This window comes from Micromonospora sp. SD19 (assembly GCF_054462275.1).
The window spans coordinates 1-20,641 of record NZ_JBTLMN010000002.1; the positions used below are offsets into that span (position 1 = coordinate 1).

Below are 20,641 nucleotides of genomic sequence, written 5' to 3' on the forward strand. Positions count from 1 at the left end.
GACGCCGGCTTGCTGGTGTTCGGGGCGGCGAAAGCGGTGGTGACGGGGCCGGCGATGGCACCGCCGGTGAAGGCGAGGCCGGCGGCGGTCAGGGCGGTCTTACGGATCAGATCGGTACGCATGATGGCGTGCTCCTCTGCATCGGGGGTGTTTCCGCACGAGCACTGAACGCGGGGGTGCGTGGCGGTGCGGGGAGGTTCGCGGGGGCCCGGCGACCCGCTGGGGTCGGCGTCGGGACAGGGTGTAACGGTTCGCGGTGGCGGGTCATTCCGCCGGCCCATCGGCCCTGTTGTGATGCTCGGGGGCTGGCTGGTTCGGCGTGCCCGGAGCTGGCCGGTGGTGCTTGGCCGTGCGGGGGATGTAACCGGGGCGGCCGGGCGGGTGTTCCCGGCGGCTGCTCCACCGGCCGGCGGGGGCGCGGTGGTCTGCCAGGTATAACGACCCGGCCCGGCCCCCGATTCCGCCGTCGGGGTGGCCCCGACCACCCGACATCCCCACCCAAACCGGACACCGGTGCTCGCCGGGATGCCCCGACATGACGGACGAACGGGATGATCGACTCGGGTTCCTGAAAAGCGCGCTGTCCGGGTGTGGGGGATACCGCGGTTTCCTGAAAGCCGAGTGGATCACGTCCGTCTGCGCCATTTGCGCCCGCTCGACCGGGGCCGACGCGGGGAGACAGTGCCTGACGGAACCGGGCGACTTGGCCGGACCCGGTCCCACCCTTGGGTCACGTCGCGGGCCCGTTCGCGTGCCCCTCGACGAAGCCCTCCCGATCGGGAGGGGTGTCAGCCTTCGCGACCGGGGAGCATCGCCAGGGCCTTCGCGCGCTGCGCGACGAGATCGGCGTAGGTCCCGTCACGTTCGGCCCAACGGTGCATGAGAACGCCCTTCACGAGGATTTCGCGCGGGGTGGGGTTCGCCGAGAGCAGCTGCATGACCTCGGTGGCGAAGTCGTCGAGCGGCAGCGCGTGCGGGTTCACCTTCTCCTGCCCGGCTGTCGCGACGGCCGGGGGAACGAGCTCGACGACGTCGACACCGGTGCCGTCGAGCTGCGCGCGCAGCGCCTCGGAGTAGGCGTGCACCGCTGCCTTCGAGGCGGCGTAGCTGGGCATGGGCGGGAACGGCAGGAAGGCGATGCCGGAGGTGACGGTGATGAAGGTGCCGGCACCCCGACCCACCAGGTGCGGCGTGAAGGCGTCGATGACCCGGATGGTGCCGACCAGGTTGGTGTCGATCGTCGCCTGCGCCGCCCCGAAGTGCGCAGGATCGCGAAGGTCTTCGGTGAGCATGACACCCGACATCGTCACCACCGTGTCCAGTTCGGGGTAACGGGCGAGCACGGCGTCCCGGACAGCGCCGACAGAGGCGCCGTCGGTGACGTCGATGCCGAACGTGCCGAAACCTTCCGCGGCGAGCGCGGAGAGGGCTTCGGGGTTGCGACCGCCAACGGCCACCGTGCTGCCCGCCGCGGCGAACCGCCGGGCCAGCTCCCGCCCGATACCCGACGTGCCGCCGACGATGAGAACTGTGCGGTTGGAGAGATCCACGAGATCTTCCCTTCGATCCAGAGGGCGCCGACGCGTCAACTCGCGGCGCGAACAGTGATGCGCGCTGTCCTTCTCGACGACAGCGCGATCACAGTCTTGACGGGGCCCGGCGGGGGTGGCAGGGCCCCCGTTTTCCCAGGTCCCACCAGGACCCCTCTGCGGCACGCGCACCGCACTACCGTGGTGAGCATGAGGGATGAGGAGTCGGGCGGCGGCCACCGGCTGGGCAGCTACCTCCGGGCCCGGCGCGAACTGGTCTCACCGGCGCAGGTGGGGCTCCCGACCGGCGGCCGGCGCCGCGTGCCCGGCCTGCGCCGCGAGGAGGTCGCCCTGCTCGCCGGGATCAGCCCCGACTACTACCTGCGGCTGGAACGGGGCCGGGACAAGAACCCCTCACCGCAGGTCCTCGAATCACTCGCGCGCGTCCTGCAACTCGACGACATCGAGCGGACGTATCTGCTCGACCTCGCGGCGGCGCGTCCCAGGGCGCCGCGCCGCAAGCGGTCCGAGCACGTACCGGCGCGGGTGTACGAACTGCTCGCCCACCTTCAGATCCCCGCGTTCGTGGAAGGACGCGCCTTCGACGTCCTGGCCTCCAACCCGATGGCCGTGGCGCTCTCCCCGCGCCTGCGGCCCGGTCAGAACCGGCTGCGCTCGCTCCTGCTCGATCCGGAGGAACGAGCCTTCCACCAGGACTGGACGAAGGCCACCGCCGACTTCATCGCCACCCTGCGCACCACCATCGGCGACGACATCGACAACCCCCGGTTCGTCGAGCTGGTGGGCGAACTCGCGCTGTCCAGTCAGCGGTTCCGGACCCTGTGGGCCCGCCACGACGTCCGCAGCCTCGACGGGGGCACGACCACCGTCCACCATCCCGTCGTCGGTGAACTGCGCCTCCACCGGGACAAACTCCCCATCGGTGACGTCATCCTCGTCGTCTACTACCCCGACAAGGACAGCGACAGCGACGAGAAACTGCGGCTGCTCGCCGCACTCGCGCACACCGAGATTGCCGACGACAACAGCCGGGTGGGGCGGCCCGACGCGTCGTCGAACCGCCCCACCCGTTGACGGAGCTGATCAGAAACCGAGGACGGCCCGCCCGCCGACCACCGGCAGTCGCAGCTCGCTGTCCTTCGGCGCGACCCGCAGCTCGGTGCCGCCCAGCGGCAGCAGGGTGTACTCCTGGTCGCTGGAGAAGACCACCACGCCGATGCGGTGGCCCGCCGGGAAGACGTAGTCCTTCGGCTCCATGGTCCACCGGTAGTCGTACAGCTTGCCCTGCTTGACCGGCTCGGTGCGGGCGGCGCTCTTGCGGTTCTGCGGGTCCATCCAGCCTCGCGTCACCACTGTCGGTGCGACGGTCGACCCGGCCGGGCCGTAGTCGACCAGGTACGCGGTGAGGTTCGCGTCCGGCTTGTTGTCGATCGCCATCCGCAGCCGCATCTCCGGACGCCCTGAGATGCGTACGCTCTGCGTCAGCTCCGGGGATCGGTAGGCGAGCCGGTTGGCGCTCGCGGTGTCCGGATCGGACACCAGGGTGTCCGGGTGGATGGTCCGGCCCTCGTCGACGAAGCTCTGCTCGACAGCGGCCTTGGGCGGCTTGCCGGTGGTGAGGGTGCCCGGCGCGGTGGCGTCGGTGGCGGCGAAGCGCAGCCCGACCTCCCGCGCGGCCGGGTCGGGCCAGTTGGCGTACGTGGTGTAGGCGCGGTCCTCGCGCTGGAGCACCGCCGTCGGCTCGTCCATGATGCCGTTGCGTACGTTCCACAACCAGAAGTCGAACCAGCGGTTCTCGGTCTGCTTGTACGTCCACGTCTGGCCGCTCGGCAGGGTCACCGAGGCGCTGCTGCCCGGGCCGCCGTGCCCGCCCTGGTGCAGCCAGATCTTGCGCGGCACGTGGCGCTTGGCGAGCTCGTCCCACCAGCCGGCGAAGTGTTCGGTCTTCACGTTCCAGTCGTTGAGGCCGTGCACCACGAAGACGCTGGCCTCGACGTCGCGGGCGTCGAGGTAGTCGCGGTCGCGCCAGAACGTGGAGTAGTCGCCGGTGATCCGGTCCTGCTCCTCGGTGATCTTCGCGAGCTCGTCGGCGCACTGCCCCTCGGCGCGGGCCTGTCCGGCGGTGTACTGGGCCAGGATGTCGAGGTCCTCGCCCTGGAACGTGCCGGGTGCGACGACGAGGCCGTTGGCCCGGTAGTAGTCGTACCAGCTGCTGATCGCGGAGACCGGCACGATGGTCTTGAGCCCCTTGACGCCCGTGGTGGCGACCTGGTTGGGCAGCGTCCCGTTGTAGGAGACCCCGGTCATGCCGACCGCGCCGGTGGTCCAGCCGGCGGTGACCGGGGCGCCGTTGGCGTCGTACCCCTTCGCCCGGCCGTTGAGCCAGTCGATGACGGCCTTGGTGCCCAGCGTCTCGGCCTGGTCGCCGCTGGTCGGGCAGCCGTCCGAGTCGCCGGTGCCGACGCTCTGGCCGAGCACCACCGCGTACCCGCGGGGCACGTAGTAGTCGTCCAGCGAGCCGGGCAGGTTGGCCTTGGCCTGGGCCCGCTGCGTGCCCACGTCGAGCGCCCGGCGGCCGGAGCGGTCGGTCAGACCGTTCTGCGGCAGGTCGTCGACCAGCACGCTCGGGTACGGCACGTCACCCCAGGTGCCCTTGCGGTAGGGGCTGTGCTCGAAGATGACCGGCACCTTGAAGCCCTGGGTGGCGGTTTCCCGGGGACGGGAGATGTCGATGGCCACCCGGTCGAGTCGACCGTCGTGGTCGGTGTCCACCGGGGTCTGGACGAACACGCGTTCCTCGATCGCGTCGGCGAGCGAGAACACGGGTTGGGTCATGCCGTCGCTGACCACGATGCCGGTGGGCGTGGTGGGCGGGGGCGGGGCGGCAGCCGCTGGTGGGGCTGCGCTGAGCACCAGCGCGCCGGACACGCCGACGCTCAGGAGTGCCAGATGACGGGGTCGACGCATGCGCGTCTCCCTTCGGTTGGGCTGGTTGCCGGGGTCGGCGGGGGCCGATCTCGAAGATCCATTCGTCGCCATGCTAGGTCCGGTCCGGCGTCGCGTCGATCCCTTCGACCGGGTACGCACCTGTCGTCCACGCCGTCGCCGCCGGTCCGGCGGGCCGCAATCGAAACGACATCGAACTGAGCCCGTCGGCGATACAACGCCGAAATCCGCAGCGCGTGGGCCGGAAAACCCCCTCGTCAAGGGGTGCCCGCCTGGTCGTCTCCGTGCATATGATCTTGCGGGAAGTCGCCCGAAGAGGCGCTTTCGTCCACATAAGACGAGGAGCACCATGCTCAGGAAAACGCGGTGGCTGTTGGCCATCGCCGTCACGGCCACCACGCTGACCGCCCTACCGGGCGGCGCGGCCACGGCCGGACCCAGCCACATCGGTCAGACCGGCGCACCCGCAGCCACGGCCGATCCGAAGACGCACACCGTCACCCTGCTGACCGGGGACGTGGTGACCGTACGGGACACCGGACCGGGCTGCCCGCACGCCACGGTCCGGCCGGCCGACGAGAACGCGGTGATCCGCCAGAACTGTGGCCCCGACGGTCACCTGCACGTCATCCCCGCCCGCGTCGCGTCCCAGATCGGCTCGGTCCTCGACCCCGACCTCTTCGACGTCACCGCGCTGATCGCCGACGGGTACGACGACGAGAACACCCTCGAGTTGCCGCTCATCGTGCAGCCCGCCACGGCGTCGGCCCGGGTGGCCGCGCTCGGCGACGTGCTGCCGTTGCCCAGCATCGGCGCGGTCGCCGGCCGCGTACCCAAGAAGGGCCCGGCCACCGCGAAGCTGGCGACGAACTCGCTGCTCGCCGGCGCGAAGAAGGTCTGGCTCGACCGCAGGGTCCGCGCCACCGCGCTGACCGGCGGCAAGCGCGCCGACCTCGACCGCAACCTGGAGCAGATCGCCGCGTCCGACGCCTGGCGGGCTGGCTACACCGGCAAGGGGAGCACCGTCGCGGTGCTCGACACCGGCGCCGACTTCACCCACCCGGACCTGGTCGGCCGGGTCGCCGACCGGGCCGACTTCACCGCCGAGGGCGGTGACGCCGTCGACCACAACGGCCACGGTACGCACGTCGCCGCCACCATCGCCGGCACCGGCGCGGCCGCACAGGGGCAGCGTCGCGGCGTGGCGCCGGACGCCAGGCTGATGATCGGCAAGGTCCTCGACGACCACGGCTCCGGTGAGGACTCCGGCATCATCGCCGGCATGGAGTGGGCCGCCGCCCGAGCCGACGTCATCAACATGAGCCTCGGCGGCAGCGACGCGGACGACGGCAACGACCCGCTCTCGCTCGCCGTCGACGGTCTGAGCAAGTCCACCGGCGTCCTCTTCGTGATCGCCGCCGGCAACAGCGGCGGCGCGATCTCCTCGCCCGGCTCCGCCGCCAGCGCGCTGACCGTCGGCGCTGTCGACCGCAACGACAAGCTCGCCGACTTCTCCAGCCGCGGACCGCTGGTCACCAGCCACGTGGCGAAGCCGGAACTGGTGGCGCCCGGTGTCGACATCGTCGCCGCCCGGGCCGCCGGCACCAACCTGCAGGATCCGATCGACGAGCACTACGAGGCGATCAGCGGCACCTCGATGGCCAGCCCGCACGTGGCGGGCGCCGCCGCGCTCCTCGTCCAGCGGCACCCCGACTGGACCGGCGAGCAGATCAAGGCCGCGCTCGTCGGCGCCGCCGACCCGCTGACCGGTGTCGACGCGTACGCCGTCGGGGCCGGCCGGCTCAACGCGGCGCGGGCCCTCGGCGGCCCGACCAGCAACCAGCCGGTGGTCAACCTCGGCACCTTCGCGTACCCGCAGTCCGGGACCAGCGAGGCGAAGCTGAGCTGGACCGGCGCGGCGACCCCGGCGACGACCCACCTCGACCTCGACGTGTCGGTGGTCAACCACGACGGCCAGCCGGTGCCGCGCGGGGCGGCGTCGCTGTCGACCGACCGGGTGACGCTCAAGCGCGGTTCCACCGCCGGTACGACAGTGCGGATCGACCGTGCGGCGCTGTCCGCCCGGCCGGGCTTCTACCTGGCCACCGTCACCGCGCGCGGTCCCGGCCGCAAGCTGGTCTCGACCACCCCGGTGAGCTTCTCCGTCGAGCCGCCCAGCTATGACCTGACCATCCACACGAAGCCGCTGCCCGGGCTCAAGGACGGCGCGGAGAGCTGGATCAACCTGCTGGTCACCAACCTCGCCGACCCGGTGGTCTACTACAGCGGCGCGGGCGGTGCCCCCGGAGACACCTTCACGCTGCGGGTGCCAGCCGGCCGGTACGCGATCCTCGGCTCGTCCGTCGCCTACTACGTCGACAGTGACGTGCTGGAGACCACGCTCGCCGCCGAGGCCGACCTGGACGTGCGCGGTGCCCGGAGCGTGACCCTCGACCCGGCGCGGGCCAGGCCGGTGACGGCGACTGTCGACGGGGTGTCCACCACACCCACCAAGACCGACCTCACCAACGTCCAGACCGCGCCGAACGGGTTGTCCTGGTGGCACCAGGTCAGCGGGTACGGGTCCCAGACCACTGTCCGCACCACCGCGATGCCGAAACCCGGTGTCGGATCCCGGAGCAGCTGGGCGGCCGTCAACCTCGATTCGCCGGCCGGCACGGCCAAGCCGTACCGGTACAACCTGGTGCACGAGTACCCGGACGGCGTACCGGCCGACCCCGCCTTCCGGGTGGGCCGGGCCGAGCAGGCGACGCTCGCCCGCATCGATGAGCGATTCCACCAGATGGACTCGGAGGGGATGGTCACCCAACTGGTCCGCAGCGGCTTCACGCCGGACGGGTTCCCGGTGACGCAGACCCACGAGGGGAACCTGCCGCCGAACCGCACCGACTACCTCTCGCCCGGGTTCCGCTGGGCGGACGAGGGTGTCTACGGTGGCCTGTCGGCCCAGGAGGCGCCCCGCAGCTACCAGCCGGGCAGCCAGCAGACCAAGGTGTGGGCGCGGCAACCCCTGCACTCCGGCTTCTACGACGACCCGGCCGGCGTCGACCACAGCTGCGCCACCGCGCCGTCGCGGACCCGGGGCAACCTGCACATCGACCTGGTGTCGCTGACCGACCAGCACCAGCGGGCCGACTGCCTCCAGGGCCCCTCCATCGGTGTGAACCGCAAGCTGTCGCTGTACCGCAACGGCAAGCTGGTCGAGGAACGGGACCGCCCGCTCGCCGACTTCACGGTGCCGCAGCAGCTGTCTGACTACCGGTTGACCCTCGACGTCGACACGAGCCTGATCCTGCCGATCTCCACCAAGGTCAGCACCTCGTGGACGTTCCGGTCGGCCGGGCCGGACGGGACCGCAAGCGTGCCGTTGCCGCTGCTCGCGCTGGACTACGCGCTGCCGATGGACACCAACAACCACGCCACCGGCGGTACGGCCGAGCTGGCCGTCCGGCAGGCACACGGTGTCACGGCGCAGAAGGTGACCTCGTTCGAGGTGTGGACGTCGACCAACGACGGTGCCACCTGGACCTCGGCCCGGGTCACCAGCAGCGGCGACAGCTACCGGGTCGTGCTGCCGAAGGCCGCCGCCGGGCAGGCCGTCTCGCTGCGGGTGAAGGCCGGCGCGAACGGTGGTAGCGGCATCGACCAGACCATCATCCGGGCGTACCACGCCGGCTGACGGTCACCCCGCTGGTGCGGCCCGGGCCCTCGACCGGGCCGCACCGGCACCCCGAGACCGTCATCGGTACCGGTTGAGGACGTCACGCAGTCGGTTCTCCGGGCCCCGGACAAACAGGGCTCGGATCTCGACGAAGGGGTTGTTGCCGGGTCGGTACCTTTCGTCGTCGTCCTCTTCGTACTCGTCGCGTGGATCCTCGGGCATGAGCACGAACGGTGTGCCGTCCTGGTCAGGGTGGTTCACCGGGAGTTGCGGGTTGCAGTGCCACACGGTGCCGTAGTGCCGGTTCTGCACCTCGCCGAGGTACCAGGCCGAGACTGCCACGATCGGATCCTCCTGCGCCGCGCTCACCTCCTCCCAGATGGAGAACTGCCGCCGGAGCAGGTCTTCGAGCTGATCCAGCGACCCGGGCGTGAAGTCCCACGCCTGGCCACTCTGCTGCGCCCACCCCGGGAAGGCCGCCTCCTGCTTCGCCAGCCACGCGTTCAGCCGTGGGTTGTCGGCCCACTCCTGCTCTTCGCTCTGCCGATCGACGCTCATGGCGTTCCACCCTACGACTGTGGTGGCGCGAACGTAACGATCCCGCATCCAAAGCTATCGATCAGGTAGTGCTGGACTGCATCGGCGGCGAACTCACGCCTAGGGTGCCTGACGGCGCTGGTGACCAGATGACTACGGGGAGGCATCTGCCGCAGCGCTTCCGCTGTCTGGTCTTTCAGCCTCCCCAGACGAGGATCCAGATGAGCTACCCGACACCCAGACGTCGCCCACGCAGCCTGGCGCGAATCGCGGTGGCGGTCGCCTGCGCCAGCGTGATGACCTTCAGTGGCCTGCCTGTTCTCACCGGCGGCGTGGAGGCGGCACCGAAGGCGAAGCGCTGCGACGAGATGTACGGCGTCAGAGGCGATCCAGCGAAGCCGGGCGGACTGCCGGCGGACAGCACGATCCGTCGCGAGGCGGACTGGGACGAGTACGAGTTCGACAACCCACGGCAGGCCATGGACGGTCTGACCCTTCCCTCTGACCCGGCCGAACGCACGAAATTCCTGGACGAGATCGGCGAGGACAGCTCGCGATACAAGGAGGGCGACCCGAAGCGGGTCTACGCCACCTACAACAACAACCAGAAGAACGGCACCAGGCCGTTCGCGGGCACGTTCGACGAGTGGCTGAACGAGGTCTACATCGAGAACTACGCCCGTAACCGGCGTGGTGCCGCGTTCACCGCGAAGATCGTACGCGATCTGAACCTCGTCGGACCGGACTGGCTGTGTGAGGAGTACATCCTCGACAAGGACGGCAAGACCATCCGCAAGTACGACGCGGCCAACCACCGGACCAAGGAATTCGTCGAGTTCAAGTCCGGCGGCGCGCACGACACGAGCCAGCCGCCGAAGGACCGCGTCGTACTCAAGGACCCGAGGTACCAGGACTACAAACTGCGGTACGCCTTCGGCCAGGAGCAGGAACCGAAGACCAGGACGGCTGTGCGGAACCTGGGCGCGGACATCGGCAACGACGCGCAGGGCAGGCCAAGGGTCACCACCTACGAGCACCGTTCCACTGCAGTCGTCCGCTACACGCCTGGCCCGCACAGCAGGTACGACTCCACCCTCAACGCCAAGCCGGGCGTGAACCAGGGCTCACGCGGCGGCGGCAACGACATGATCAACCGGTCCGCGCCGAACCCGGAGACCGCGCGCCAGCAGATCGAGCGTGCCCGTCAGTTGGACACGACCGGTCAGCGCGTGCGTGGTCCCGGCGGCGTGGACTTCTCCACCCTGGAACTGCGCTTCGTGGGCGCGCCGGTCAAGGGCGAGGGCCTGGACTATTCCTTCAGCGCCAAGAAGATGCCAGATCCGGACACCAATCCCGGTGCGGGCGGCAAGGAGAAGGCGGAGCTGGTCTCCGACTCGTTCTTCACCTGGCTCGCGCTCACCCCGGACAAGTTCTGGGTGAACCTCAACCCGGACCAACCCGACAAGATCATGGACGACCGGTTCGGCGAGACCGACGCTGGCCGCGTGCTGCTCGAAGCTGACCTGGATATGAAGCACGACTTCGCCCAGACGATGAACCCCAGCACCGCCCGCGGCGCCCGCTTCTGGGACTCGCTGAGTCGGGTCGACGGACGGCCCTGCCTGCACAGCATCCGCAACTGGATCGTCCCCCAGCCGGCGCAGGTGCGGGAGCAGGACGGCGGCATCTACATCCTCGACGCGCCGCTGAAGGTCAACTCCGTTCCGCAGGAGGTCAACACGCCTGTGCCAGGCGGCACCTGCGACCTGACCAAAGCGCAGATCGAGCACAACCAGAGCCTCGTCAACACCATGATCCTCCCCGAAGTCGAAAAGAAGATCAACAACCATGCGGCGTACGCCGACCTGCGCCGGGTGTACACCTCGCGCGTCGCCGCGGAGTGGATCCGGCTGCAGGACGCGGAGAAGGCCACCGACTACCGCGCCATCATCAACAGCAACGAGGTGTCCCGATGGCCGATCCGCGGTGCGAAGTGGGACAAGAACGAAACCTGGCAGCGGTACCTGAAATCCTTCAAGGAGGGCGACTACAGCTTCGAGCGCGAGTACGGCGGCAGGGTCTACGTCTACACCGTCGGCGGCGTGGACTTCTCACAGGCACCGAAGAAGAACATCACCAAATCGGAGTTCACCACGGCGCACCCGCACCTGCCGCGCACCACGCAGACCTCCGTCAAGGCGATGACCGACGACGCCGAGACCAAGAACATCCTCTACCTCGGCGGTAACACCACCGTGAAGGCGTCCAGGGGCGGAGGCGCGACCCCCGAGCCGCCGTCCAACGACGGCGGATCGGGTGGTGGTCTGCCCATCACCGGCGACAGCCTGCCCGTCGGTCTGGTGCTCACGTTCGCTGCCGCGCTCATCGCCGTCGGCAGTGGCATGCTCTGGTGGACGCGTCGCCGTCGGCGATTCCAGAGCTAGCTGTCCCGTTCAGGTCTCCCGGCTGGGCCGGTGCCGTCTCCGGTTGCTGGTCAGCGTGTTGGCTGACCAGCAACCGGAGACCTCGGGCCCGCCCTCGACCCGGTGCCGAATCCTTCTGTCGCCGGAGGTGTCGATCCGGCGGGGCGGCGTTCCGGTCGCTGATCGCGGCCGGTCTGCTGCTCGCCTGGCGGGTCACTGGCCCTCCCAGACCGCCTTCGCCCCGGAGTCGCCGGTACGGAACACGTAGTAGACGGCGACGCCGGCGGCCACCACGGACAACACCTGCAACGCCACTGTCAGCGCAAGGGAGGGGCGCCGGTCGACGTCGCCGTCGGTCGCCCTGGGCGCGACGAACCAGACCAGTGCCAGCGCCACCACGGCCAACCCGATCGTCGCGTACAGCGTGATGTCACCGAACTCCTGATGCGCCTCAAGCTTCGGCAGGAACTCGGGAGTGACCCGGTTGGCCGCCTGCATGCGATCGAGGAAGGCGTCACCGGAGAGCTTCGTCAGCAGGGCGGCGATCGGCGCGCCCACGGCGAGCAGCCCCAACACCCAGCGGGTGTGCGGCCGGATCGGGGCGACCAACGCGTAGCCGACGGTCAGCAGGGCCAGCAGCGGCACGAACACCACGGCTGCGTGCAGCAGCAGAGGGTGGGCGGGGATGCCCATGAACTCCTCGAACATCGGCGTCTCCTCCTGATACCGGCCGGACGTCGTTCGTCCGGGCATGGACGCTATCGGTACCGCTCGGATGTGTCAGCCCCCACGATCGCCCGGCGGGGCGCGAGCCACGGCGACCTCAGGTCACCGCCGCCCGTACCCCGAGGCCGAGCAGGATCGCACCGGTCAACCGATCGAACGCGCGTCGCACCGAGGCGGTGCGGAGCAGCCGGGCGGCGGCACCGGAGACCTCGGTCCAGCCGGCGAGCCAACAGGTGTGCAGCGCGGCGTGTGCCGTGGCGAGAAGCACCATCGGCACGAGCACCGGTCGACCCGGTTCGAGGAACTGTGGTGCCAGGGTGAGGTAGATGGCGGCGGCCTTCGGGTTCAGCACGTTGCCGAGCAACCCCTGCAGGTAAGGGTGGTCCACCCGCCAGGGCAGCCTCCGGCTGGCAACCGTCGGTCGTCGTTGCGCCGTCGTGCGACGGCGTGACGCGGACCAGAGCAGCCAGAGCCCGAGCCCGACCAGGTAACCGGCCCCGACCAGCTTGACGACCCAGAACGCCTGCGACGAGCGGAGCACCAGCGCGGCCAGACCGACAGCGGCCAGGGTGGCGTGCACGTACAGCCCGGTCACCGTACCCAGGATCACCCACCAGCCCTGCCGCCGGCCGCCGCTGGCGACCCGCGAGACGACCAGGGTCAGGCTCGCGCCCGGCGTGGCGGTGATCGGCGCGACGGCGAGCATGAAGCCGAGCACCGCGACCCCGTGCACGCTCAGACCACCACCCGGTAGTGGGTGGTGAGCAGCCCGCTGTCGTCGTACACGTGGAACGCGACGCCGGGCGGCTGGGTCTGGGTGGTCAGCGGGCCGTCACCCTCCCAGGGCATCCGCAGCGTGGAGACGACACCCGGCGCGATCCGCAGTGGACGGCCCGCGAAGGTGCTCGCGGCGGCGGTGTGGAAGTGCCCGGTCAGCACGGCGACGACCTGGGGGTGGGCGGCGACGAGGTCGGCCAGGGGGTCGGCCGGCAGCAGCCGCATCGGATCGATGACCGGGTGGTGCAGCACCACCGGCGGGTGATGTAGGGCGATGAACGTCGGCGTCCCGGCCGGCACCGAACCCAGCTCGTCGACGAGCCACGCCATGGTCTCGTCGTCCAGGTGGCCCTCGTCGGCACCGGGCACCGACGAGTCGGCGAGGAGGAAGACCGCGCCGGCCACGTCGTGCCGGGCGTTGATCGGGCCGGCGCCGCCATCGTCGTCGCCGAGCAGACCCTTGCGGTACGCGTCGCGCACATCGTGGTTGCCGGGACAGACCATGACCGGCAGCGGGGAGTCGAAGAGCTTCGCGGCGGTCTCGTACTCGGCCACCTCGCCATGGTCGGCGATGTCCCCGGTGATCAGGATGGCGTCGACCGGTCGTGGCAGGGAGTGCAGGTGGTCCATGACCCGGGCGGTCCGCTCGGCCGATCGGGGATGGCTGTCGATGTGGGTGTCACTGAGGTGTGCGATGACCAGCACGGCGCCCCCTAATGGTTCACGAACGGCGTAAGCATTAGGGAAGCTACTCTTGGCAGCATCGACAGCACAAGCCAGCACCGGAGGGACCGATGTCAGCGCAGCTCGCGCTCGCCCTGGTCAGCACGATTCGGCACGACGGCAGCGGCGGCGTCGCCGACGACCTCGACGACCTCGCCGGCCTCACCGCCTGGCTGCACGAGCAGGCCGACGCACTGCGGGAGTACGTCGACGGGTTCGACGCCCACGGCGACGTCGTCGACGAACGGACCCGACTCGACGTGGTGGCGGTGCGCCGTGCCGCGCGTGGCCTGTTCGCCGTGGCGGTCCGCCCAGGCCCACCGAGCCGGGCCGACTCGGCCTCACTGCTCTCGCCGCAGGAGGCGGTCGCCCAGCTCAACCAGGCCGCCGGGGCGGTGCCGGTCCGGCCCGTGCTGAGCTGGGCGCAGGAGGGCGCACCGTCCCTCGCCTGGCACGGCGAGGCCGCCGACGCGCGGCTCGCGATCACCGCCGGCCTGGCCCGGGCCGTCATCGGCTTCCTCACCGGTCCGGCGCGCGAAGAGTTGCGCGCCTGCCCCGCACCCCGATGCGTGCGCTACTTCGTCAAGGACCACCCGCGTCAGGAGTGGTGCAAGCCCTCCTGCGGCAACCGGGCCCGGGTCGCCCGCCACTACCAGCGGCGCGCCGCACCTCGCTAGCTGCCGCGCTCAGCTACGGGAACGCGGCAGGCAGTCCTTCTTGTACTTGAGGCCCGACCCGCACCAGCAGGCGTCGTTGCGCTCCGGAGGCCAGGCGATCCGCGCGCTGGGTCGTGCCTGCACCTCGGCCGCGTATCCCGCCCGGACCGCGGCGTCGGCCGGATCGCCGTCACGTCGACCGGCAAACGCGTTCAACCCGTCCACGGTGGCACGGAACACGGCCAACCCGGCCTGACCGGCACCCCTCAGCCGGACCAGTTCCTTCTCCAGCCGGCCCCGGTGCGCGTCCCAGTCCGACCCGTACACCTCGCTCAGCGCGGGGTGCTCGGCGAGCAGTCGGTCGAACTCGACCCGGGGCCAGAAGAGCAGGTCGGACTCGGCGTCCCTGCGCTCGCCGGCCCGGCGCACGAGTTGGGTCTCCAGCCGGTCTGCCAGGTCGTCCTGCCGGTCGTGCGGCAGGTTCAGGTTCCGGCGTACCCGATGCCGCTGTTGCAGCAGGAAGAAGGTGACACCGGGCGCGTCCGGCGGACCGAGATCGACCACCGGGTCGATCGCGGTGCTGGCCGGCCCGGAGGCGGCGGTCGCGCGTTCGTTGAGCACCGCGTCGACCGCCTCGCTCAGCCACTGCTCGGCAATCGCCGAACGACCACCGGCATCCAGCGCCGCGCTGACGTAGGCGGGGGCGTGGGGCTGCGTGCGCAGCAACGGGCGCAGCGCTGTCAACTCCGCCATCGCCTCGTCGGCCCGACCGCCGGCGCGGAACAGGGCCCGGGCCCGCAGCGCCCGGGCGAACCCGGCCCGCGGATCGTCCCCGGACGGGTACGCCGCCAGGGCCCGCTCGGCGTAGCGCAGGGCGGCATCCGGTCGGGCCCGGATCTCGGCGATCTCGGCGGCCAGGGTCAGCGCGTCCCCGGCGTCGTCGGGATCCTCCAGTCGGCCCTGCTCCGCCGCCTCGGCGAGATCAGCGGCGACGCCGAGCGGGTTGGCCGTCCCGAGCGCCGAGCGGCGAAGTTCAGCGAGGTCAGCCTTGGTGAGTACGTCTTTCGTCGACACGATCTCACGGTACGTCCGGGTGCTCGCGGTATGCGGGCAGATCACCTGTTACGCCGCTCTCATGCCGCCCGCCGGGCGGACTACGACCACGCGCCGGCCGCAACGGCCCGTTCGGCGTAGGTGTCGAAGTCGAGCGGGTCCCGTCCGAGAACTCGACGTACCCCGTCGGTCGGTTCGGCGAGATGGCCCGCCCGCATCCCGGCGAACAGGGCGTTCAGCCCCGTGGCCGCCTGCGCCGGATAACCCTCGGCGCGCAGTTCGGCGTGGTACTGCTCCGGAGTGAGCTCCACGTAGCGGATCGAGCGGCCGGTCACCCGCGCGATCGTGGCGACCGCCGTAGCGAAGGTGAGCGCACGGGGGCCGGACAGGTCGTACACCTGTCCGTGGTGACCGGGCGAGGTCAACAGCGTGGCCGCCACGTCGGCGACGTCCTGGGCGTCGACGAACGGCTCGGGCGTGGCCCCCATCGGCAGGGCCAGCCGACCGTCGAGCAGTGGTTGGCGAAACAGGTCCTCGCTGAAGTTCTGACTGAAGTTGTTCGCCCGGATGATCGTCCACTCGATGCCGGACTTCCGCACTGCCTCTTCCGCGGCGAGCATGCCGGGGGAGAAGTTACCGATCCGGTCGATCCCGCGCCCGGAGAGCGCCACGATCCGGCCGACACCTGAGTCGACTGCCTGCGTCACGAAGTCGGTGGCCAGCGCCGGGTCCTCCGGAGCGAGCAGATAGACAGCAGAGGCACCTGCCACGGCCGGCCGCCAGGTATCCCGCCGCGACCAGTCGAAGCGCACCTCACCGGAGCGAGAGGCGGCCCGGGCGTGGTGACCCGCCGCCCGCAGCGTCTGGACCAGCCGGCGACCGGTCTTGCCGGTGCCGGCCATCACGAGTGTCGAAGGTGCGTTCGTCGTCATGACCACGAGTCAACGCGCCCGGTCGTTTGCGGGACATGTCCTGTCGTACGCCGGGCATGTCCGATCGTCCGCGGTCCATCCTCCGCGACCTATCGTCGGAGACATGGACCCGTTCGACAATCTGCTGCGCGGTCTGCACGCCGACGGCGCGGCCTTCGGCCGGTCGGTGCTGACGCCGCCGTGGGCGCTGCGGTTCACCGACGGCGCCCCGCTGACGCTCTGTGTTCCGATGCGGGGCGAGGGCTGGATCTCCCATCCGGACAGCGACAAGCCTCGCCTGGTCCGGGTCGGCGAGGCGGCCATCGTGCGCGGGCCGGCGCCGTTCGTATTCTCCGCCGAGCCCCGGTCGAGCTTCGAGCCCGGGGAACTGCGGGACGTCCGGCGCGGCCAGACCGGGGTCGTCGACCCGGTGGACGCGGATCACACCGACCGCCTCGTGCTGTTGGTCGGGGTGTACCACGTCCGGGGTCGGGTGCCTCAGCGGTTGCTGGGCGCGCTGCCGCCGGTGCTCGTCGTGCCGGAAGACCAGGACTGCGCCGCGCTGCGCGACTACCTGGACGCCCAACTCAACGCGGGTCGGCCCGGACGGCAGGTCGTGCTGGACCGTCTGCTGGACTGGTTGTTGGTGTGCACGGTCCGGGACTGGTTCGACCAGCCGGAGGCCGAGGCGCCCGGCTGGTACCGCGCCCTGAGCGACGACACTGTCGGTCCGGTGCTGCGCGCCATGCACGACGCGCCGGGCCGACCGTGGACCCTGGCCAGCCTGGCCGTCCAGGCCGGGGTTTCCCGGTCCACACTGGCGAAACGGTTCACCGCATTGGTGGGTGAACCGCCGCTCACCTACCTGACCGACTGGCGCATGGCGGTGGCCGCCGACCTGCTGTCCGAGTCAACAGCGACGGTCGCCGCCGTGGCGCGTCGCCTCGGGTACGCGGACGCGTTCGGCTTCAGCGCGGCCTTCAAACGCGTGCACGGCCTGAGCCCGAGCGGGCATCGACGGCTCACCCGGGTCGACGTCACGGCGGCGTGACCGGCACTCATCGAGGGCCCAGAGCCGGTCGACGAGTGGTCGCAATACCAACGAACTACGGTCATCTGCCGTCAACCCGTCGTCGGTAGCGTCCGGTCGCCAGTTTCTCGACCAGATCGCACAAAAGGCGGAGTTATGGGCACGGTGGATCGGCGCACGTTCCTCAAGGCGATGGGAGTCCCCGCGATCGGCGCGGCGCTCCCGCTGGACCTCAGCAAGGCGCTCGCCATCCCGGCGAACAACCGGACGGGCACGATCAAGGACGTCGAGCACGTCATCATCCTGATGCAGGAGAACCGTTCCTTCGACCACTACTTCGGCACCATGCGCGGCGTACGCGGATTCGGTGACCCCCATCCGGCGACACTGCCGTCCGGCAAGGACGTGTGGCACCAGCCCAATGGGGCCAACGAGCTGCTGCCCTTCCGGCCCGAGGTGAAGGACCTCGGCCAGACCTTCCTGCCGGACCCGCCGCACGGCTGGAACGACGGGCACGCCGCCTGGAACGACGGCCGGTTCGACAGGTGGGTGCCGAACAAGGGCGTCACGGCGATGACCTACCACACCCGCCAGGACCTGCCGTACCACTACGCGCTCGCCGACGCCTTCACTGTCTGCGACAGCTACCACTGTTCGCTGATGGGGCCGACCGACCCGAACCGCTACCACATGTTCAGCGGCTGGGTCGGCAACGATGGCAAGGGTGGCGGTCCGGTCATCACCAACGCGGAGGCCGGCTACGACTGGTCCACCTACCCGGAGCGGCTGGAGCGCAACGGCATCTCCTGGAAGATCTACCAGGACGTCGGCACCGGCCTGAACGCCGGCGGCTCCTGGGGCTGGACGAACGACCCGTACATCGGCAACTACGGCGACAACTCGCTGCTCTACTTCCACCAGTACCAGAACGCGCAGCCCGGAACGCCGCTGGCAGACAAGGCCAAGACCGGCACCGAAATCAGGACGCAGGGCCGCGACCCGGAGGCGCTGCTGGCCGACTTCCGCGCCGACGTCGAGGCGGGACGCCTGCCCCAGGTTTCCTGGATCACCGCTCCCGAGGCGTACACCGAGCACCCGAACTGGGAGCCGGCGTACGGCTCCTGGTACATCTCGCAGGTCATCGACATCCTCGCGGCGAACCCCGAGGTGTGGAGCAAGATGGCGCTCTTCATCACGTACGACGAGGAGGGCGGCTTCTTCGACCACGTGGTCCCGCCGACCCCGCCGCAGTCGCGGGAGCACGGGCAGTCCACGGTGCCCACCACCAACGAGATCTTCCCCGGCGATGCCAACCACCCGGCCGGACCCTACGGGCTCGGCCTTCGCGTACCGATGATCATCGTGTCGCCGTGGACCCGCGGCGGCTACGTGAACTCCCAGGTCTTCGACCACACCTCGCTGATCAAGTTCCTGGAGGCGCGGTTCGGACACGGCCGGCCGGACCTGATCGAGCAGAACATCACCCCGTGGCGGCGTGCCGTCGTCGGCGACCTGACCACGGCCTTCGATTTCCGACACCCGAACCGCTCACGCGAGGTCCGGCTGCCCGACACCGACGACTTCAAGCCCGAGGACCTCATCCGGCACCCCGACGAGGTGCCGGTCCCGCCGGCGGACCAGCGGCTGCCGAAGCAGGAGCACGGGGTACGACCGGCGCGGCCGATCCCGTACACCCTGCACGCCGACGGGCACCTCGCCGACGGCGCGTTCCGGATCGACTTCCGCAACTCGGGCGGGGTCGCCGCGGTCTTCCAGGTCCGCCAGGCAGGCAGCGCGGACGCCCCGCGCAGCTTCACCGTCGAGCCGGGCAAGCACCTGTCGGACACGTGGAAGGTCGAGTCCGGGTACGACCTGTCGGTGCACGGGCCGAACGGGTTCTTCCGCCGGTTCACGGGCGGCCGGTCGAACCTCGACGTCACCCCCTCGTACGACGAGCGGGACTTCAAGGTCGCCCTCACGCTCACCAACCGTGGGTCGAAGCGGGTCGAGGTAACCGTCCGGGACCTCTACTACTCCCGTCCGGTCAAGCTGTCGCTGCGGCCCGGCGAGACGGAGCGGGCGCAGTGGCCGCTCTCCCGTACCCACGGCTGGTACGACCTGACCGTCAGCGTCGCGGGTGACGCCGCCTTCGAGTACCGGTACGCGGGCCACGTCGAGAACGGCAAGGACAGCATCAGCGACCCGTCCCTCGGCGGGCTCGTCTGATCTGACGCACGCCGATGCCGTGCCGGGCGGCCGCCACGTGGCCGCCCGGCACCGGCGTGGGTTCAGTCGTCGCCGCCGCGCCCGGCGGTTGCCCACGTCCAACCAGCTTCGCAGGCCCAGGGGGAGTCGGCGTGCCGCGTCCTGGTGACGGCGGAGCAGCGCCCGGATTCTGGCCAGCAGTTCGGCGACTTCGGCAGGCTTGACCAGATAGTCCTCCGCGCCGGCAAGCGGCGGCCTGAGCGCCCGGCAAGGCGGGGGTCGCGGGCTCAGTCGGCCAGCAGCTCCCGCACCCGCGGGATCACCGCCGTGGCGTACAGCTCGATGCTGCTCATCAGGTGTTCGTGGGCCAGGGTGCCGGTGGCGTACTTGAGGTCGATGCGCTGCAGACCGAGCACCCGCACCGTCTCCGCGACCTTGCGGGCCACCGTCTCCGGCGAACCGACGTGCCAGGACCCCTCGGCGATGTCGGCTTCGAACCGGGCCCGGGTGGCCGGCGGCCAACCGCGCTCCCGGCCGATCCGGTTCAACATGTTGCGGGCGTGCGGCCAGAGCCGATCGGCCGCCTCCTTGTCGGTAGCGGCGACGAAGCCGGGCACGTGTGCGATGACCGGAAGGCGCTCGCGGCCGAACTGGTCGAGGGCACGGTGGTACAGCTCCACGTAGGGCGCGAACCGGGCCGGGTCACCACCGATCACCGCCAGGGCCAGCGGGAAACCGAGCCGGGCGGCCCGGACCACCGACTGCGGGCTGCCGCCGACGCCGACCCAGGTGCGAATCCGCCCGGACTCCGTCTTCGGGTAGACCTCCTGCTGCTTCAGCGGCGCCCGTACGCTGCCCTCCCAGGTCACCGGACCTTCCGCGAGCAGCCGGGACATCAGCTCCAGCTTCTCCTCGAACAACTCCTCGTAGTCACCCAGGTCGTAGCCGAACAGCGGGAACGACTCGGTGAACGAGCCCCGGCCCAGGGTGATCTCGGCACGGCCCTGAGAGACCGCGTCGAGGGTGGCGAAGCGCTCGAAGACCCGCACCGGATCGTCCGAGCTGAGCACCGTCACCGCGGTGCCGAGCCGGATCCGCTCGGTCCGACCGGCGATAGCGGCGAGCACGATCTCCGGGGCGGAGATCGCGAAGTCGTCGCGGTGGTGCTCACCGAGGCCGATGGCGTCCACGCCGAGCCGGTCCGCGAGGACCGCCTGCTCGACGACGTTGCGGATCACCTGCGCGTACGGCAACGGTTTGCCCTTCGCGTCGACTGTGACATCCCCGAAGCTGTCCAGCCCGAACTCCACCTCGGTGGCCACGTCGGTCCTCCTGATCACGATGCGTCCGCCGCATCCGTTCTTCCGCTGCTTCCGGCGCTTCAACGGCGATATCGCCGCGTCGAATTCCCCAACCTGGCAG

15 protein-coding genes and 1 pseudogene are annotated in these 20,641 nt (G+C 70.4%); 6 read left to right on the plus strand and 10 right to left on the minus strand.

Annotation, left to right across the window (positions count from 1 at the left end; all coding sequences use genetic code 11):
• Positions 1-788 precede the first annotated feature (788 nt).
• Entirely contained in the window at positions 789-1,550 is a 762-nt protein-coding gene (locus tag ACX27O_RS07225) for an SDR family oxidoreductase (RefSeq protein ID WP_458939114.1), read from the minus strand.
• 189 nt (positions 1,551-1,739) lie between these two features.
• Here ACX27O_RS07225 and ACX27O_RS07230 point away from each other — a divergent pair, with 189 nt between their 5' ends.
• On the plus strand, positions 1,740-2,624 hold the full coding sequence (locus ACX27O_RS07230) for a helix-turn-helix transcriptional regulator (protein WP_458939115.1): 885 nt from the start codon (positions 1,740-1,742) through the stop codon (positions 2,622-2,624).
• 9 nt (positions 2,625-2,633) lie between these two features.
• On the opposite strand, the gene ACX27O_RS07235 is transcribed toward ACX27O_RS07230, so the two are convergent.
• Positions 2,634-4,517, minus strand: a complete 1,884-nt coding sequence (locus tag ACX27O_RS07235; protein WP_458939116.1) for a Xaa-Pro dipeptidyl-peptidase — start codon at positions 4,515-4,517, stop codon at positions 2,634-2,636.
• Between the two features lie 328 nt (positions 4,518-4,845).
• Here ACX27O_RS07235 and ACX27O_RS07240 point away from each other — a divergent pair, with 328 nt between their 5' ends.
• A complete protein-coding gene (locus ACX27O_RS07240; RefSeq protein WP_458939117.1) occupies positions 4,846-8,196 on the plus strand; it encodes a S8 family peptidase in 3,351 nt (1,116 codons plus the stop codon).
• Positions 8,197-8,256: 60 nt separating this feature from the next.
• Here the strand turns inward: ACX27O_RS07240 and ACX27O_RS07245 are convergent, their stop codons facing one another.
• Positions 8,257-8,736: a hypothetical protein gene (locus ACX27O_RS07245; protein WP_210859892.1), complete on the minus strand. Its 480-nt coding sequence runs from the start codon at positions 8,734-8,736 to the stop codon at positions 8,257-8,259.
• Between the two features lie 200 nt (positions 8,737-8,936).
• Between ACX27O_RS07245 and ACX27O_RS07250 the strand changes: the two genes are divergently transcribed.
• Complete coding sequence (locus ACX27O_RS07250) at positions 8,937-11,159, plus strand: hypothetical protein (protein ID WP_210859890.1); 2,223 nt, start codon at positions 8,937-8,939, stop codon at positions 11,157-11,159.
• Between the two features lie 192 nt (positions 11,160-11,351).
• Here the strand turns inward: ACX27O_RS07250 and ACX27O_RS07255 are convergent, their stop codons facing one another.
• From ACX27O_RS07255 to ACX27O_RS07265, 3 genes are all read right to left on the minus strand, one after another.
• Entirely contained in the window at positions 11,352-11,846 is a 495-nt protein-coding gene (locus tag ACX27O_RS07255; protein ID WP_357640235.1) for a DUF2231 domain-containing protein, read from the minus strand.
• A gap of 115 nt (positions 11,847-11,961) precedes the next feature.
• The gene (locus ACX27O_RS07260; protein ID WP_357640238.1) at positions 11,962-12,597 is read right to left on the minus strand and encodes a LysE family translocator; all 636 of its coding nucleotides are present in this window, start codon (positions 12,595-12,597) and stop codon (positions 11,962-11,964) included.
• Between the two features lie 2 nt (positions 12,598-12,599).
• Entirely contained in the window at positions 12,600-13,346 is a 747-nt protein-coding gene (locus ACX27O_RS07265) for a metallophosphoesterase (protein WP_458939118.1), read from the minus strand.
• Positions 13,347-13,435: 89 nt separating this feature from the next.
• Here ACX27O_RS07265 and ACX27O_RS07270 point away from each other — a divergent pair, with 89 nt between their 5' ends.
• Positions 13,436-14,041, plus strand: coding sequence for a CGNR zinc finger domain-containing protein (locus ACX27O_RS07270; RefSeq protein WP_210864409.1), 606 nt, complete (start codon positions 13,436-13,438; stop codon positions 14,039-14,041).
• A 9-nt stretch (positions 14,042-14,050) separates the two neighbouring features.
• On the opposite strand, the gene ACX27O_RS07275 is transcribed toward ACX27O_RS07270, so the two are convergent.
• Positions 14,051-15,094: an SEC-C domain-containing protein gene (locus ACX27O_RS07275; RefSeq protein ID WP_307857719.1), complete on the minus strand. Its 1,044-nt coding sequence runs from the start codon at positions 15,092-15,094 to the stop codon at positions 14,051-14,053.
• Between the two features lie 80 nt (positions 15,095-15,174).
• Complete coding sequence (locus tag ACX27O_RS07280) at positions 15,175-16,005, minus strand: NmrA family NAD(P)-binding protein (RefSeq protein ID WP_210864408.1); 831 nt, start codon at positions 16,003-16,005, stop codon at positions 15,175-15,177.
• Between the two features lie 103 nt (positions 16,006-16,108).
• Between ACX27O_RS07280 and ACX27O_RS07285 the strand changes: the two genes are divergently transcribed.
• A complete protein-coding gene (locus tag ACX27O_RS07285) occupies positions 16,109-17,035 on the plus strand; it encodes an AraC family transcriptional regulator (RefSeq protein WP_360054538.1) in 927 nt (308 codons plus the stop codon).
• 135 nt (positions 17,036-17,170) lie between these two features.
• The gene (locus ACX27O_RS07290) at positions 17,171-19,240 is read left to right on the plus strand and encodes a phosphocholine-specific phospholipase C (protein WP_458939119.1); all 2,070 of its coding nucleotides are present in this window, start codon (positions 17,171-17,173) and stop codon (positions 19,238-19,240) included.
• 147 nt (positions 19,241-19,387) lie between these two features.
• Here the strand turns inward: ACX27O_RS07290 and ACX27O_RS07295 are convergent.
• Positions 19,388-19,465: pseudogene (locus ACX27O_RS07295) on the minus strand (DNA-binding response regulator); the annotation flags it as partial.
• Positions 19,466-19,506: 41 nt separating this feature from the next.
• Entirely contained in the window at positions 19,507-20,541 is a 1,035-nt protein-coding gene (locus ACX27O_RS07300; RefSeq protein ID WP_458939120.1) for an Atu2307/SP_0267 family LLM class monooxygenase, read from the minus strand.
• Positions 20,542-20,641: the final 100 nt, after the last annotated feature.